Source organism: Acidobacteriota bacterium (assembly GCA_040754075.1).
Taxonomy (GTDB): Bacteria; Acidobacteriota; Blastocatellia; order UBA7656; family UBA7656; genus JBFMDH01.
The window spans coordinates 281,743-297,585 of sequence record JBFMDH010000005.1; the positions used below are offsets into that span (position 1 = coordinate 281,743).

At 50.7% G+C, this 15,843-nt stretch carries 14 protein-coding genes and 1 pseudogene; 5 read left to right on the forward strand and 10 right to left on the reverse strand.

From position 1 onward, the window contains the following. Positions 1 to 49: 49 nt before the first annotated feature. The 4 genes from AB1757_08100 to AB1757_08115 form a co-directional block, all read right to left on the reverse strand. Positions 50 to 1,765 (reverse strand): CocE/NonD family hydrolase, encoded by a 1,716-nt coding sequence (locus tag AB1757_08100; protein MEW6126986.1) that lies wholly within the window; start codon positions 1,763 to 1,765, stop codon positions 50 to 52. A 27-nt stretch (positions 1,766 to 1,792) separates the two neighbouring features. Further along, positions 1,793 to 2,245, reverse strand: a complete 453-nt coding sequence (locus tag AB1757_08105; protein MEW6126987.1) for a nucleoside deaminase — start codon at positions 2,243 to 2,245, stop codon at positions 1,793 to 1,795. Positions 2,246 to 2,272: 27 nt separating this feature from the next. Then, a complete protein-coding gene (locus tag AB1757_08110) occupies positions 2,273 to 3,199 on the reverse strand; it encodes a VOC family protein (GenBank protein MEW6126988.1) in 927 nt (308 codons plus the stop codon). A 179-nt stretch (positions 3,200 to 3,378) separates the two neighbouring features. Further along, on the reverse strand, positions 3,379 to 4,230 hold the full coding sequence (locus AB1757_08115; protein MEW6126989.1) for a sugar phosphate isomerase/epimerase: 852 nt from the start codon (positions 4,228 to 4,230) through the stop codon (positions 3,379 to 3,381). Between the two features lie 309 nt (positions 4,231 to 4,539). Between AB1757_08115 and AB1757_08120 the strand changes: the two genes are divergently transcribed. Further along, positions 4,540 to 5,691, forward strand: a complete 1,152-nt coding sequence (locus AB1757_08120; GenBank protein ID MEW6126990.1) for a sulfite oxidase — start codon at positions 4,540 to 4,542, stop codon at positions 5,689 to 5,691. Here the strand turns inward: AB1757_08120 and AB1757_08125 are convergent. Next, positions 5,692 to 6,035, reverse strand: a pseudogene (locus AB1757_08125) (type II toxin-antitoxin system PemK/MazF family toxin). It abuts the gene before it with no gap. Positions 6,036 to 6,039: 4 nt separating this feature from the next. After that, positions 6,040 to 6,231 carry a hypothetical protein gene (locus tag AB1757_08130; protein ID MEW6126991.1) on the reverse strand — a complete coding sequence of 64 codons (192 nt, stop codon included), beginning with the start codon at positions 6,229 to 6,231 and terminating at the stop codon, positions 6,040 to 6,042. Between the two features lie 70 nt (positions 6,232 to 6,301). On the opposite strand from AB1757_08130, the gene AB1757_08135 reads away from it, so the two are divergent. Further along, on the forward strand, positions 6,302 to 7,981 hold the full coding sequence (locus AB1757_08135; GenBank protein MEW6126992.1) for a hypothetical protein: 1,680 nt from the start codon (positions 6,302 to 6,304) through the stop codon (positions 7,979 to 7,981). 20 nt (positions 7,982 to 8,001) lie between these two features. On the opposite strand, the gene AB1757_08140 is transcribed toward AB1757_08135, so the two are convergent. Next, positions 8,002 to 9,375: a TIGR00366 family protein gene (locus AB1757_08140; protein ID MEW6126993.1), complete on the reverse strand. Its 1,374-nt coding sequence runs from the start codon at positions 9,373 to 9,375 to the stop codon at positions 8,002 to 8,004. 308 nt (positions 9,376 to 9,683) lie between these two features. After that, positions 9,684 to 11,084: an MFS transporter gene (locus tag AB1757_08145; GenBank protein MEW6126994.1), complete on the reverse strand. Its 1,401-nt coding sequence runs from the start codon at positions 11,082 to 11,084 to the stop codon at positions 9,684 to 9,686. 111 nt (positions 11,085 to 11,195) lie between these two features. Here AB1757_08145 and AB1757_08150 point away from each other — a divergent pair, with 111 nt between their 5' ends. After that, a complete protein-coding gene (locus AB1757_08150) occupies positions 11,196 to 11,354 on the forward strand; it encodes a hypothetical protein (protein ID MEW6126995.1) in 159 nt (52 codons plus the stop codon). 63 nt (positions 11,355 to 11,417) lie between these two features. Here the strand turns inward: AB1757_08150 and dacB are convergent, their stop codons facing one another. Next, a complete protein-coding gene (gene dacB / locus AB1757_08155; GenBank protein MEW6126996.1) occupies positions 11,418 to 13,046 on the reverse strand; it encodes a D-alanyl-D-alanine carboxypeptidase/D-alanyl-D-alanine-endopeptidase in 1,629 nt (542 codons plus the stop codon). Next, entirely contained in the window at positions 13,043 to 13,771 is a 729-nt protein-coding gene (locus AB1757_08160) for a hypothetical protein (protein MEW6126997.1), read from the reverse strand. The genes dacB and AB1757_08160 overlap by 4 nt, the downstream gene beginning before the upstream one ends. Before the next feature lie 123 nt (positions 13,772 to 13,894). Here AB1757_08160 and AB1757_08165 point away from each other — a divergent pair, with 123 nt between their 5' ends. Together AB1757_08165 and AB1757_08170 are read left to right on the forward strand one after the other, a co-directional pair. Continuing rightward, a complete protein-coding gene (locus tag AB1757_08165) occupies positions 13,895 to 14,656 on the forward strand; it encodes a hypothetical protein (GenBank protein MEW6126998.1) in 762 nt (253 codons plus the stop codon). A 198-nt stretch (positions 14,657 to 14,854) separates the two neighbouring features. Further along, positions 14,855 to 15,841, forward strand: coding sequence for a hypothetical protein (locus tag AB1757_08170; GenBank protein ID MEW6126999.1), 987 nt, complete (start codon positions 14,855 to 14,857; stop codon positions 15,839 to 15,841). The last annotated feature ends 2 nt before the right edge of the window (positions 15,842 to 15,843 follow it).

The window sequence follows — 15,843 nt, forward strand, 5'->3', positions numbered from 1 at the left end:
TTAAAAATTCATCCTCCATTTTGGTTTCCAAACTTTAGTAGGAATATCTTTATTTGTTCTTGCCAACGTTCTTGCCGTTTTTCGATTGCGCAAGGTCTTTGCCATTCAATGGCACAACCGGCAATAGCGCGCGCGACGGATACGATTTGCTGAAATGCACGGTATTCATTGCCACGCGGGTTTCACTATCGGCGCGCAAAGGTTTTCCGGTATTCGGATTGGGATCAAAACGCTGATCGTTTGAACTGGTGATGTGAATGGCAATGCGATGCCCTTTGTTGAAAATCAAACTGGTATTCCACAAATCAATGGTCAGTTTATAAACTTCGCCTTTTTTCATCATCACTTCTTTGGCGAAGCCTTCGCGAAAACGCGCGCGAATCGCCGAATCCAGAACCAGGCGTTCGGTGCCGTCCGGGTAAACGTCTACGAGCTTCGCCATAAAATCGGTATCGGGTGAGTCTGATTCAACAAAGAGTTCAACCGTAACTTTGCCTGTGACTTCGACCGGCTCGCTTAATATCGCGGTTTGAAATTTCAAGACATCTTTGCGACTACCGATGGCGCGTTGATCCATCGGCCCTTTTTTCAAAAACAGGTTGCCGCCACCAATCGTCGGCACAGGGTTTTTCGGGTCATAAGCGTAAGTCGCGACGGCTTTCGCTTCTTTGGGTCGCGTGGTGTCGAGTGCGCCACCGGCGCTTAAAAAGTACGGGGTGATTTTTGCGGGCGGAGGCCAGCTTGCTGCCGTGCGCCATTCATTGCCCGGCGCGTTCGGGTCTGTGACATCGCCCATCACATAATACTTGACCGGCGGCTCGCTCATAATGCCGTTATTATTGCCTTTCAGCCAGTAATCGAACCAGCGCACCGCAAGTTCGGTTGAGAGATTGCCGCCAAACGCGCCGACGCCGGAATTCGCGGGATATTTCACCTCTTCAACCGCGCCGTGCGCCCACGGTCCCATAATCAATTTCTGATTTCCGGCAGCGCCTTTTGCGCCCTGTTTTTGCAGACCTGCGAAATTCTGAATGTTGCCTTCGGAAAAAATATCGTACCAGCCGCCATAGTTGTACATCGGGATATGAATCTTGTTCCAATGTTTCGACATTTCATTCGAGTCATACGCGCCATCATAGACCGCGTGACGGAAAGTTTCCTGCAACACATCATCCGCGCCCTGACGTTTAAGCCACAGTTCATTCAATTCTCTGCGAAACACCCCGCCCATAAACGCCGATTGATGATAGATGCTCGAACGCGCCACCATCACGAAAGCGGCTGTCAGATGCGGTGGATTTTCCATTGCCGCAAGATTCGAGGTGATGCCCATTGCCGACGCGCCATACATTCCTACTTTGCCGGTTGACCAGTTTTGTTTGGCGCACCATTCGACGGTGTCGAAACCATCTTGCGGGTCATCAACGAAGGGACGATACGCGCCTTCGCTTTTGCCTTTGCCGCGACAATCCTGCACCACGAAGGCAAATCCGTTTTTCACCCAGGCACCCGCAGAAGTCGCGCCGGTCGCATCTTTCCCGTAAGGCGTGCGCATCAAGACCACAGGGAACGGTCCCGCGCTTTCGGGCAAATAGACATTGGTGGCAAGTTTGACGCCATCGCGCATCGCCACCATGACTTCGGATTTTTTGATGGAGACCGGTGCGGTCGCCGGCGCAGTCGCTGTCTGTTGTGAAGGCACAGCTAAAAACGCGCCGAAACAGAAAATGAGCAGAAATGAAAACGCTAACTGAAATCTCTTCATGGCTAATTTCCTTTCAAGGTGAACTTCTTATTTCCAAAACCCCTGGTGAACCGGCAAAGCTTCGTCGGTCAAAAAAGGTCCCGCGACTTCTACCTCGTCGACGGCGCTTGCAAAAACTTCGCGGCAAGACATTCTCAAGCGTTCGCCCGCCTGCTTTGCCAACTCGTCGCTTGCCAGCGCGTAAACCACGCGACGAATGCCCGCCCAGTAAATCGCTCCGGCGCACATCGCGCACGGTTCGGTACTGGTGTAAAGCGTGGCGTTTGAACGCTCGGCTTCCGAAAGCTGACGAATCGCTTTTTGCACGAGATTGGTTTCGGCGTGACCGGTCGGATTGCTTTCGCTACTGACGGTATTTTCAGCGGTCAACACCACTGCATCGCCAATCACCAACAGCGAGCCGAACGGATGATTGCCCTTCGCCCGCGCCTGCCTTGCGAGTTCAATTGCTTGTCGAATAAATCGCTCTTTAACCTGCATAAAAGATTAGTCCCAACACGTTTTTAATTATTCCTTGCGCGCCTGGCCTTCGACGAGTTCGATGAGAATTTTATCGGGACCTTCAACAAAAGCGTGCTTCAACTTCGTCGTTTTATCAATGCTGATGCCTTCGACGATTTTCACGCCGTCTTTTTTCAGGCGTTCGACAACTTCCGCGAGGTTATCGAAACTGAATGCCACGTGGTCAATCACCCGCCCTTTGGTCGGCGCAAGTGTTTTCTGACCGGGCTTCCAGTATTTCGCGTAAAACTTTTGCGTGAATTGCACCGGAAAAATAATCACGTTGACGTTATCAACCATAAACGAAGCCGAGGGACCGACCTGCCACTCTCTGTAAAAGCGCGGCTCACGCGAAGGCGGCGTGGTCGAGCGGCGTTTGATGCCAAGGTATTTCATGTACCATTCGCCCGCCGCGACCGGGTCTTCGCTAAACAGGTGCAGATGCCCGAAATGGTGATGCGGCGCGGTGTTGAGTTCGATCAACGCATGGTCGGGACCTTCGACATAGGCGTAATAAAAGTTGGGAAAGCGCGCCAGGTCGCTGATGTCGGTTAGCGGTTCAAAAAATTTCGTGCCGCTGTCGAGTTGTTTTTGATAAGTTGCTCGCATGTCTTCCGCGCCCCAGCCCATATGCCAGATTGACGATACCGGTTCCCAGGCGGGCGGCTTGCTGACTTTGTTAAACAACAGCCAGGATTTCTGCGCCCACACCGCATCGCGCCCTGCAAATTTGGCTTTTTCGCAATCGAATTTCGACGGGTAAAATTCAACGTTTGCCGCCGGGTCTGTGACATTCAAATGCAAATGATGAAAATGTCCGACGGGCGCGGGCGGCGCGTTCTGAGCCGTCGAATCGAAACTGCAAAGCGATAACATTCCGATGAGCAGCGCAACACAGAGGGCTTTGCCGCGCAGGTTATCAAGCTGTGACATAAATCGTTCCTCGTATCGATTGAAAATTTTTGGGTAAGCTTACGCCTGCTCTACTCGTTTACTTTTAAGTTGAGCAAGCGGTCTTTGATCGCGACTCAACTTCAGCATGGGTTTTGCAACCTGCTTCTTCATTACTCAAAACGCCACTAAATTGAATTGCTTAAAGTCGCAAATTCAAATCACAATTTTTTCAGGTATTTCAAACTTTCAGGAATCTGGGTCATCACCTGACTCGATTCGTCTTCAAGGATGTGATACCGGATACCAAGCTTGCGCGCCGCGCGCACCACACCCGCAATATCGATTTCGCCGGTTCCGAGCACCACGTCTGAATCCGCAGGCGCACCGCCACTGAAATTTTTCGGCGTCCCCGCTTTCATATCTTTGAGGTGCAACAACTCAAAACGTTTGGGATATTTTTTAAGCAACGCCACAGGGTTTTGCCCGGGTTGCGCTACCCAGAACACATCCATTTGAAACGCCACATATTTCGGGTTGGTTTCGGCAATCATCTTATCAAGTAAAGTTCCGCCCGCGTGCGGTTGAAATTCGTAGCCGTGCGTGTGATAGGCAAAGCGCAAACCGTGTTTGGCAAGCCGCGCGCCCCAATCATTGAAATTGGCGATGGCGCGATTGCAATCGTCGAGCGTGAAGGTGTTGCCATGCGGAATCCACGCGACGATGACATATTTTGCGCCCAGGGTTTTCGCCTCTTTTGCAACCCCATCGAGGTCTTTGCCGAGTTCGTGGTAATCGGCGTGCGTGCTCACGCAGGTGAGTCCCGCTTTATCGAGCATGGCGCGAAACTCTGCGGCAGAGACAAGTCCGTGCGGGTAGGATTCGATTTGCGTAAGTCCCATGGCTTTGATTTTTGCAAGCGTACCCGGCAAATCGGTTTTGATTTGATTGCGAAAACTGTAAAGCTGCACGCCAATCACTGTGCTGTTTTTTGATTTGGCAAACGGCGTTGTTGATGAAGCAAATAAAATCATTGCCAATATTGCGATAAATAAGTAGCGAAAACTTTGCATTATTTTTCTCCGCGTGAAAGTGAATGCAGCGTAGCATCCGCAGCATTGACGCGCAACTCACACGATTCAACTTTCAGTTATCCGATTGATTGGGAAGCAGCACTCAACCTCTGCCGCAAAGTTGCATTCCCGGCGGGAAGGTCCCTTGATAGACAGTCGCGGTCTTCCATCATTACTTTGATAATTTATCCCGGAGCCAATCCGCCAAACCTCGCCTCAACTTTGCGCGATTCACCGAAGCTAAGCTACATTATGCAAGCGGGATTTTCTCCAGAGCACACATTCAACAGCACAATACTTAATGCCACAATGAGTCAGCAATCCAAGCAATTCAATAACGCCTCGCGGCGAAATTTCTTAGCGCAACTCATCGCTGCGCCTTTTGCATTAAATTTTTCACAAGATGTTTTGGCGCTGAAAAATCCGCAATTCTCATCAATCGCCCAACAACCTCCGATAACTATGGCGAATGCGCCACATTCACGAGCCTTTCCGTTTGCGACGCTTAACAGTTGGATAACCCCGACAAAAGATTTTTTCGTTCGTTCACATTTCAGCATTCCGAAAATCGCCCCTGCGCGTTGGAAACTGGAAATCAGCGGCGCAGTCGAACGCCCGCGCACCTTCACCTTTGAAGAAATCCTAAAACTCCCGGCGGTCGAACAGGTTGTGACTCTTGAATGTTCGGGCAACCTCGTAGGCTATGGCGGCGTATCGAATGGGCGTTGGACGGGCGTGAGGCTCGCCACCTTACTTGAAGCCTGCGGCGTTCGCGCGGATGCCATCGAAGCCGTGTTAATCGGCGCAGACGGCGGCAGCGAACGCGAAGCCAATGATATTCAGGTTCCGGCATTTGCCCGCGCCATTCCTTTAACAAAAGCTTTGGATAAAAATACTCTGCTTGCCTACAAGATGAACGGCGAGATGTTACCCGAAGCGCACGGCGCGCCGGTGCGAGCGTTGATCCCGGGATTTTACGCGATGGATTCGGTGAAGTGGCTCAGGCAAATCGTTGTCAGTCGCGAAGCCTACAGAGGTTTTTATCACACCGAGCGTTATTATGAAGCGCGGCGCATCAATGAAAAAATTTATCGCGCGCCGCTTCATGATATGCGGATTAAATCGCAGATTGCGCGTCCGCTGAGCAATGAAAAGCTGGCGCTGCAAGCGTTGCAAATCGTCGGCGCAGCGTGGACGACGGGTGATGCGGAAATCACCCGTGTCGCTTTGAGCTTGAATCGAGGCAAAAGCTGGACGGATGCGCGGCTTGGCGATGACCGCGCGCCGTTTGCGTGGCGGTTATGGTCTGTGGATTGGATGCCTGAACAAGCGGGGGTTTATGAAATCATCGCCCGCGCTTTCGATTCGCGTGAACGCGAACAACCAATGGAGCGCGATTCAACGCTGATCACGCCTTATGCGCAAAACCACGTCGAACGCCGAATTATCGAAGTAGGATAATTAAGGAAATTCGATGACCGCCGCAATAGCCAGCACGATTTCTTCAAGCGTCTCTTCGGCGATGAGTCCGAGTTTGCGAATGAACCGTTGCGTATCCCTGCCGCGCAGTTGCAAAGCGTCAACGGTTGAAGTTTTCGATAAACCGTTTTGTGAATCGGGAACCATACGGATATGCCAGATGTTGTTTTCGTAACGCGCTTTCCAGTCGGTAATCGGAACAACCAGTCTTACAGGCAGGCGACCAACGGCATCGGAACTCATCACAATAGCGGGCGGGTTTTCTTGATTGCTACGCCGATAGTCGGGTCAAAATTGACTAACCAGATTTCGCCACGCTTGGGCATCGGGCTATGGCTTAACGATATTGCCGCCTTGCCAGGTTTCACGCTGTTTGGCGGTTTCTTCTCGCTGGTAACTTTCGAGTAATTGTTCCGCTTGTTCGGCAAGAATTCGGCGGCGTTCACTGAGCGGCAATTTTAGAAAAGCGCGACGTTGTGCAAGTGAGGTTGCTGAATCTATGATTCCTTCCTGGCAAATCATCGATTGACTCCTTTAATGGTGAGTTTACTGTAACTGAAAATTGATAGTCAGCAATCTTTTAGGGACTTATATGAAACTGATAGTTGGAAATTCTTTAATCATTCTTTCTCTTTTTGTCTATACAGCCTGCGCGCAAGAGCATGGTCAACAAGCCAATCAATCCATGCAACCCGCTGCTCAACATCAAAGCCACGAGGAGCATTCGCTGTCGGTTGATTCGATTCCGGTAGAACTGCTCACCAAACCTATCGCGCTTCGCGCAGGTGTCGGCAAAGTCAACGACGCGGTTACGACCGCCTCGAAAGAGGCGCAGGCGTTTTACAACCAGGGCATGGCTTACCTGCACGCTTATGTGTGGATTGAAGCGGCGCGCTCATTCAATCAGGCGCTCAAATTGGACGACAAACTGGCAATGGCTCACCTTGGTCTCTATCGCGCTTATATCGGATTGAACATCAACGCTTCGGCACGCGAAGCCTTGGACAAAGCTCAGCAGTTGATGATGAATGCTTCGCCGCGCGAACGTCGCCGCATTCTCGCGCACGCCAAACAATTCGACGCCATCACCGATATCAACAACACGGCAAAACATGAAGCCTACAAAAAAGCCCTGGACGACGCCTTGCTCACCGACGCAAATGATGTCGAGTTATTGCTGCTGCGCGGCAATGCCGAAGAAGGGGTTCCGGCAACCGGTCGCGGACAACGCGGGCTTGAAGGCTCACGGAAGTTTTATTTGAAAGCTGTGGAATTTGCGCCCGAACACGCCGGGGCGCATCATTTTCTCACTCACACTTATGAAAATATGGGTAAGGTGAATGAAGCGTTGAAACACGGCGAACTGACCGCCAAATACGCGCCGGAGGTTCCGCACATGCGCCATATGTACGGGCATGACTTGCGCCGCGTCGGGCGTATCAAAGAGGCGATTGCCGAATTCAATAAAGCCGATGAATTGCAGCGGGCATATTTCGTGAGCGAACAAATCTCGCCCGAATACGACTGGCATAATCAACATAATCTCGATTTGCTTTCGACCTGCTATCAACACCAGGGGCAGATGAAACGCGCCGAAGAAATCATGCGACAGGCTTTCAATTTGCCTTCGTTTATGGAAGCCGAAGCCTACAACAAAAAAGAGTACCCGGCGTTTTTACTTGCAAGAGGTCGCACCGATGAGGCGCTTGAAGCCGCTAATCGTCTAATCAAAACCAAATGGGAAATCGTGCAAGCCGTGGGGTACATCATGACGAGTCATATACAGATGACGAAAAATAAGCTGCCCGAAGCAAGCGCGGCAGCAAAAAATGCGTTGCAGGTTTTGCAAAACTCAGGAAAGAAATTCACCCTCATCAATAATGACCTTGCCGTGTTGCAGGGCGTATTTTTTTTGAGAACCGGGCAAAAAGAAAAAGGTGAAGCGGTGCTCAGACAGGCAGTGCAGAAGATTCGCGCCGAACAAGGACCGGATAACTGGACGCAGGCGCTCTTTCAACTCGAAGCCATCGCGCGTGTAGCGCGTGAAGTCGGCAATTGGGAACTCGCGGAATTTATAACCGCACAGATGCTCGACCACGACGCCAATTATGGCGGCGCGCATTATGCGATGGCATTGGTTTATGAACACCAGGGCGACAAAGCCAAAGCCATCGCGGCACTCACCCTCGCGGAAAAACTCTGGAGTGATGCCGATACGGATTTGCCGGAACTCGCCGCAATCAAAATAAAGCTGGTTGAACTGAGAAAATAAAAATTCTTCCGACTCATTCTTCAACATGGCGCAAAGGTAAAAACGATGGTGCCGATGACAAACCACAGCACCGCGAAAATCAACCCGTAGCCGAAAAAGCTGCGAAAATCGACGTGCGCGATTCCCGCAATCACTACGTACCAGAAAGGCGAAGTCAAATTACCCATGTGGTCGCCGACGCTCATCGATAAAATGCCGCGCGGCACTGATACGCCCACGTCCATTGCCGCTTTTGAGGTGATGAATCCCTGAATCGCCCATTGCCCGCCGCTTGAAGGAATGAAAAACGCAAACACCGAGCCGATGATTGCCGTGAGCAAGGGAAAGGTTAGCGGCGTTGACACGGACGCGACCACCCCCGCCAGCTTTTCACCAATGGTCGTGTGTTGAATGAGTCCGGCGACGCCCGCGTACAAATGATAAATGACAATCACGGGCCAAGCTGAAAGAACGGCGTGCTGCAAGGCTTTGGTGAATTTGTAAACATTGCGATGCAGCAGAAAACATAAGAACAACAACGTCGCGTTGAGCGAATTAATATCGAGGCTCGAACGTTTGACGAAGAAGTGATAAATCAACCAGCCGAAAAGCGAGGCGCAAAGTATTAAGGTTGTCAGCGAACTGCGCTCCAATCGTTCGGAATAGGTGACGGCTTGGTCGGCTTCGGTTGGCGCGGGGTCTGCAAGTTTGTTGGCATCCGGGTACGCCGAGAGTGGACGCGGATTTTTCGGCATCAATACACAACCGACAATCATCACCGCGAGGGTGAAGACGATGACCTGAATAATCGCCGCAGGCGACCAGATGGTTGCCGAAAGCGGCACCACGCCAATCGTGCTTTCCAGAAAATGACCTTTGGTTGCCACCAATAGCGGCGCGCTCGCCGACAGTCCATATTGCCAGACGGCGTGCGCGCCCCAGTTCACCGAAAGAAAAAACAGGAAATCAATGGGAATACCTTTGCGTTCGGCTTCGCGCGAAAAATAGACCGTGATAATCGGGGCAAGCGCGATGCCTAGACCCCAGTAAAAATACGATGCCACAGCGGTTAAAATCGCCGCGAGCGCCACCATCTGATTGGTGGTTTTGGGAACTCGTGAGAGCGCCATAATGGCGCGTCTGAAGAACGGCGTTGAACTGAGCACCGAACTCAAGGTGATAATCAAGGTCATCTGCATGGTAAAGGGCAACAGCATCCACAAGCCTTGATAATAAGCATCCATGGTTTTGGTGAATGAATTGCCGATGAGCAATGCAACGATGAACATCAAAACCATCAGCAGAATTGCTGAGGTAATCCCGTCGGGCACAAATCGCCCGATGATTTTGGCAAAGCGGTCGAGCCAGCGATCTTCGATAACGCGAGTTTCAGTCGTTTCGGTGTTGGTAATCATTTAATGAACCCTGTTGAACAAAATAGTCCCGGCAAAATTGTTTGAGCCACTGGTAGTTGAACGAGAAATATTGTCGAACCTTGAAATGCCCCAAAGGGGCAAAGGAAAATAGCCCGTGGTGACGCCACAGGTCAGAGTTGGCAACTCCTTTTTCTTGCCCTGAAAGGGCGAAGGACAAATCGGTTATCCTGCAAAATTAATGTGACTTCACCACAGGCTAACTTCCCAAGCGCCTGCGGCGCAGCTTTAACAGAAAGTCGTTTGAGCATTGCTGATAAGGTGAAGCGAATCACCGGCTGGCATCGCTCTTATGCTTGATTTACGGTCCATTCCTTCAAGCGGTCGAGACTTTTTAAAAACGGCTTGATGCCTACCCATAAGAGCGCGGTTGAAACCAGGTGCGCCAGCGTTCCGACAATCAACAGCGAATAATGCACCATCTGTTTATCTTTGAAGACGAAATCGGTGGTCATCGCCACAACCAGAGGTCCAAGCCCCAAGCCAATCAGATTGACCACAAATAGATAGATTGCCGATGCCTGCCCGCGCATCGGATTGGGCATCATCTGCTGAATTGCCGCCGGCGCTACACCAAACGGCGCGCTTGCCAGGAATGCCGCCGGAATCAACAGGGCAATCGCCCACGAAGCCTCAGACATCAACGGATACGCCATGCCAAACGGAAACCACATGACCGAAGCCATCAATCCCACACGCAGGGTCGCATCGCGCGAACCGCGTTCGGTCATCCAGTCTGCGAGCCTGCCGCCCGCAACCACACCGAGCGTCGAAGCGATGGCGACAATCAATCCGTATGCCTGCCCGATAGCCGCTTCCGTCCAACCGTATCGGCGAACGAACATCGTCGGAATCCAGGCGCTTGCGCCATAAGATGAAAACGACAGCAGAGCAAAGCCGACGTTATGACAGAGGAAGGTCATCCAGTTGGCTTTCAAATATGCGATGACTTCGCGCATCGGCGTTTGTTCGACAGCGGGTTTGCCATCCGTCGCTTTAACCGAACGGACGCCGCGCCGAATGGGTTCGCGCACCGTGTACATCAATAATGCGAGCAGCACACCCGGCATTCCGACAATGAAAAAGACCACCTGCCAGGGTCGCGTTTCACCGACAATCGGCAAATTCCAGGCTTCCTGTGCTGTCGCAAAACGCGCAACGAGTCCACCGATAATCAACGCCAATCCCGACCCGATGTAAATGCCCATCGAGTAAATGCTGATGGCTGTGGCTCGGCGTTTTGGCGGAAAATAATCGGTAATCAGCGAATAAGCCGCAGGCGAGAGCGCCGCTTCACCGATGCCCACGCCCATGCGCATCAACAGCAATTGAATGAAATTTTTCGCAAGTCCACATCCGGCGGTAAACAGACTCCAGAAGGCAAAACCCACAGCAATGATGCCGCGCCGCGATTTGGAATCCGCCAACCGTCCGAGCGGAATACCGAAAAAGGTATAGAAAACTGCAAACGCCAGACCCGATAAAAGTCCCATCAAGGTATCGCTGATGCCGAGGTCGCGTTGAATCGGACGAACCAACAAGTTGAGAATCTGCCGGTCGATGAATGAAAAGACATATACGAAGGTCAACACGCCTACGACATACCACGCATAGGGAGCGCGAGGATAAGCTTCTTCCTGCTGATGCCGAGACGCTTGCGACTCCTGTACAGCTTTCGCAGATGCTGTCATCAGCCCACCTCCGATTAAATTTGATTCGTGATTGTTCGCCTATGCTTTTAGAGAGCGCGTGCAGCCTATCATTCAAATTGTCGAATGCGCAACTCGGATAAAATCGCTGCGATGCAAGAATGGAAACGATTTTCAGGTCGGGCGGTTTTCAATAAAAGAAAGCGTTCGATAGTGAACGGCAAAGATTTAACCTGGGATTGGACGGATAAGGCTAATCAAGCAAATCCGCCCAATCCGTTTAATCCCAAGTTAAATTTCACCCTCGATTAAAGAGTCTGGCAAATTTTTAGCAGGGCATTCATTACGCTTTGAAGCAATTTGAAAAATACAAAATCAATTGCTCACTGCCTGCGGCTTACCGAAATTCGCCAGCATAATGGGAATCGCGTCCACGTCTTCGCGTGGGGCAATGGTGCGGTCCAAGTTGAAATAATTATTGAGCATGATCGAAAACGCCAGCCGTTCGCCTGATGCCGCCGTGACATATCCCGACAGCGCGTAGACAAATCGCAACGTCCCGGTCTTGGCGTGTACATTATTCGCGGCAGGCGTATTTTTCATACGATTCTGCAACGTCCCGTCAACTCCGGCTATCGGCAACCCGTTGCGATAAATTTCCGCGAGTTGATGTTTGTCCATGAATGTCAACAGCGCAATCGTCGCATTCGGCGTGATGATGTCTTTGCGCGATAGTCCCGAACCTTCTTCGAGTAACACATCGCCTTTTTTCACCCCGACTTCATTTAAAAATGCGGTCATCACTTCAAGCCCTTGCTGTTCCGTATTCGGTAAGCGGTAGTCGGTAGCCGGTGTTTGGTTATTGCTTGTCGTTTGTTGTGAGTTGCTTTTAATCGGTGAATTCGCAGGCGAGACCGGTTGATTATTCGTTGCGCTCAACTGGCTACTGTTGGCACCGACTTGCAAAAGCAACAACTGCGCGTAAAGGTTTTGCGAGGGCTTCAACATCTCGCGCACGATGTCTTTCATGGGCGGCGATTCAATGAAACCAAGTTCGATGAATTTCGCTAAATCAAGCGGCGTAACGTCGCGATATTTCGGGTCAAGGATTCGCAATCGCCCGGTCACCGCAATGCCCTGTTTGGCGAGCGCGTCTTTCAGCAAGGTCACAAACAACAACGCGGGATTGTGTACGGCAATCGAATTCGCATAGCCTTTGGGGCTGTCAATCGCCAGCCTTCCCGTCACATAAACGATATTTTCAGCAACCGGACGATAAAAGCGTATGCTGGTTTCCGTCCCCTTGGGCGCGGTCTGTGTGCGATTGATAAAGGTCAAATAATTGCTTTGCGGGCCGGTCGTAATGCGACACGGGAGTCCGATGCGCTCTGCCGGTTTAACGAAAAAATCGAGCGAATTATCGTGAATCGAAAGCGCCGAAACCTCCGCGCCATAATATTCCTGTAAATCATCCCACTCCCAACCGGAACCGAATGGCGCGGTGTTGAAGAAGCTCTCGTCACCGATGAGATCGCCTTCGATTTTGCGAATGCCTGCGGCTTTGATTTGTTCAACAAGGCGCTCAAGCGGTTTATCGTAATTGCCCTGGTTGAGGCGCGCGGCAATCGTCGGGTCGCCACGTCCGTAAATCGTCAAATCGCCTTTAAGCGTGCCATCGGGTTCGGGTCTTCGCGGCGCATAAATCGACGTTTTGATTTTGAAATCCGCGCCCAGTCTATCGAGCGTCAATGCCCCGGTGTAGAGTTTGGCATTGGATGCGGGATTGAAATATTTTTCGGCATTGTGTTCAAAAATGGTTTTGCCGGAATCGAGCGAAACCACTTTGACGCCCCACGACGCCGCGGTGAATCGTGGTTGCGCAAGATGCGCTGTAAGGCGCGCTGCAAGCTGTTCGTAAGTATCCGGCGATTGCGCCGCTTGTTGCGCAAAGGTTGAATAAAAGAGCAAACCTAGCGCAAGCACAGATGTCATGGTGCGTTTCATTTTGGTTGAATCTCCTGCAAATCTCTAGTAATCGTGACCTGCCTGGTTGGTAAATGAATTTCGGCAATATGATTTTTGCCGCCCGATTTAAAAATCAAAATTAAATGCTCGCCGCGTTGCTTCTCGAAAAGAATCGCTTCGACATCTTCGAGCAACTCTTGGTAATCGTCGCCCGAAATTTCCGAAAATGCCACCGTCCAGCGGTCGTTTATGGTGAGTTGTTTGTCGTTATCGGTGTCGGCTTTGACCACACGATAATAAATCCACTTGCTACCCGTTTTGTTTTCATCTCGCGGCGGTTCGCTCGGCGTGACTTTGGCGTCTTTCGCCGCTTGTGCAAATGGCAAAACCTTGGCTTCGAGAATCAGGTAATCGTTCGTCTGTAAAAGCAAGTGGCTGGATTTATCAGTCAAATTCACAAACAGATAATTTCTGGCAAAGTCGATTCGCTTTTCCTCGTAACTGCCGGATAATTCCCCGCGCCCGCGTGGCGTCGCAATCGGCGCCATCAGATAATCGCTGTCCGCGAGTTCCTGAAAGGCGCCGAGTTGAACATTTTGTGAACTCGCGGTTTCCTGTGCGGCAGGATTGCCTTGCGAATCTCTTTGCACTACCGGCACGCCGCGACTGCCGCTGTTGCAAGCGGAAATTGCCAGCACTATCGGTAACAGAAAACTGAAGATGAATTGTTTGATGGACGGTGACCTCAATATTTCCCCTCTCATCTGAAACCTCCCTACAACCAAGATGGCGTTTCAGATGCGCGAATTTTTATTTAAGTTTGGTGAATTCCTATCCATTCACTGCTTGGTATCTTCCGACCTTGATGATTAAATCTCAATATGACTTTGGCTCACAAGCTGAAACGCGCAATCCTATGCGTCACCCTTTTATTTACAGCTTGTTCGGCGTGTCGTTTTCAATCGCAATCCAGCAGCGCAAACCCGGCTCAGGATTTTGCCGGTGAACCCGAAAAATATTCCGCTACCGTTGTACGCTTGATTGAAAGCGACGCCGGGCGCGAAGAAACCATTTCGCGCATCGTCGTTTCACCTGATGGGCGACGCGAAGAATGGACGGATGCAAGCGGCAAACGCGCGTTGATTTTTCGCCCCGATTTGCAGAAAAGCTTTCTGCTCGATTTGGATAACAACCTCTATGTTGAAAACGATTTCACTCAAACCGGAGCTACAGGTGAAATCAATAAACCCTCGCAACCAAACAGCAATCGGCAAACAGAAAACGCAGAAAATCCATCCGCACAGCAGACAACCTCGCAATCCATCGAACCGGATTTTCTCACCGATGAATTTCAGGAAGAACCCGTAAACATTGACTCCATGAGTTTGCCTGATGAAACCATCAGGGGTTTTGTTTGTCACGTCAGCGAACAAAACCGGACATTTGCCGATGGGCGCGCGGAACGTCAGAAAGCCTTTCGCGCCAGGTCGTTGAACAATCTCTTAATCAAAAGCGAAAGCGAAACCATCTCGCCAAACCGCCGCATCAAAATCACTCTCGAACGCCGCGATATAAAATTTGACGTATCAGCAAATGAATTTACGGTTCCCACAGGGTTCAAAAAAGTCGAACGGTTGTCATTGCCTTAAACCGCGCGGATGCATTTTTCGCCCGTCGGTCGATTTTCATTTGAAACCTAAAAAAATTGTTTTGCAACGATGCAATCAGCACATCAGGAGTTGATGAATGCGCGGAAGTGAACGATAATGCAATCGCAAATTTTACGCTAAACAGCCGATTCTTTTAACGTCCTATCGAGACGATATTTCATCCCCCGAAGGCATTGTATGAAGTATTGTGTGTTTAGAAAAATTCTCCCGAACCGAATACCATTTTTCTATCTTGCTGTTTGTTTATCCGTTTTATTTAGTCAATCGGTTTTTGCCCAACAAACCGGAAATCCTTCATCGGTCAGTGAAGGCGCTATCGCTACAGAACCTCTCCCGGCAGTGAACCTCCCGGAGCTTTTACGCGAAGTCAAAAACAAAGGTGCCGAAATTCACAAACAAATGAACGATTACACCTACACCTTGAAAAAGACTCGTCGCACGCTCGACGGTCAGGGTAAAGCGGTTGATAAAGAGGTGCAGGAGTTTGAAGCCTATCCGGTTCGCGGCGAACACGTCTTAATTCAACTGAGTAAAAACGGCGTGGCGCTACCTGCGCCGGAAATATCCCAGCAACGTCGTCAGGCAGGGCAGGCGTTGGAAAAAGCCGAGCGTTTTCAAAATGGTTTTGTGGAAACCCGACAAGTTCCGCCGCCGCCCATCGATAACGAAAGTTATTTAGCCGCAGGCATCACGCGCCGAAATACTTATCTTTCCATAGACCCGTTGACCTTTTTAGAGACGTGCGAATTTTATGCGCCGCGTCGCGAACAGTTGAATAACCGCGACACCATCGTTTTAAATTTCCGTATCAAACCGACTGTTAAACTGCCCATCCATCATGCATTTGTCGGCAGACTGATTGGCACCTTGTGGATTGATGCAATGGATAAGGTATTAGTGCGGATTGACGCGACTCCGGCTCCCGAATTTTCAATTAAAGCCTTGTTGCCAAATTCCGATGCCCCGGACGCGCAGTTGCTCTATGAACAGACGCGGGTTGCCGAAGGCGTCTGGTTGCCGACCTTGATTCGTCTGAATGCAGCGAGCAACAGCGCCATTTTTAACGGATTGAATTGGGATGTGAGCTTTGAATTTAACGATTACAAACGGTTCAAAGCGACGGCTGAGGATGTCAAATTGCAGGAAAAGAAAGAGCCATTGTGAAC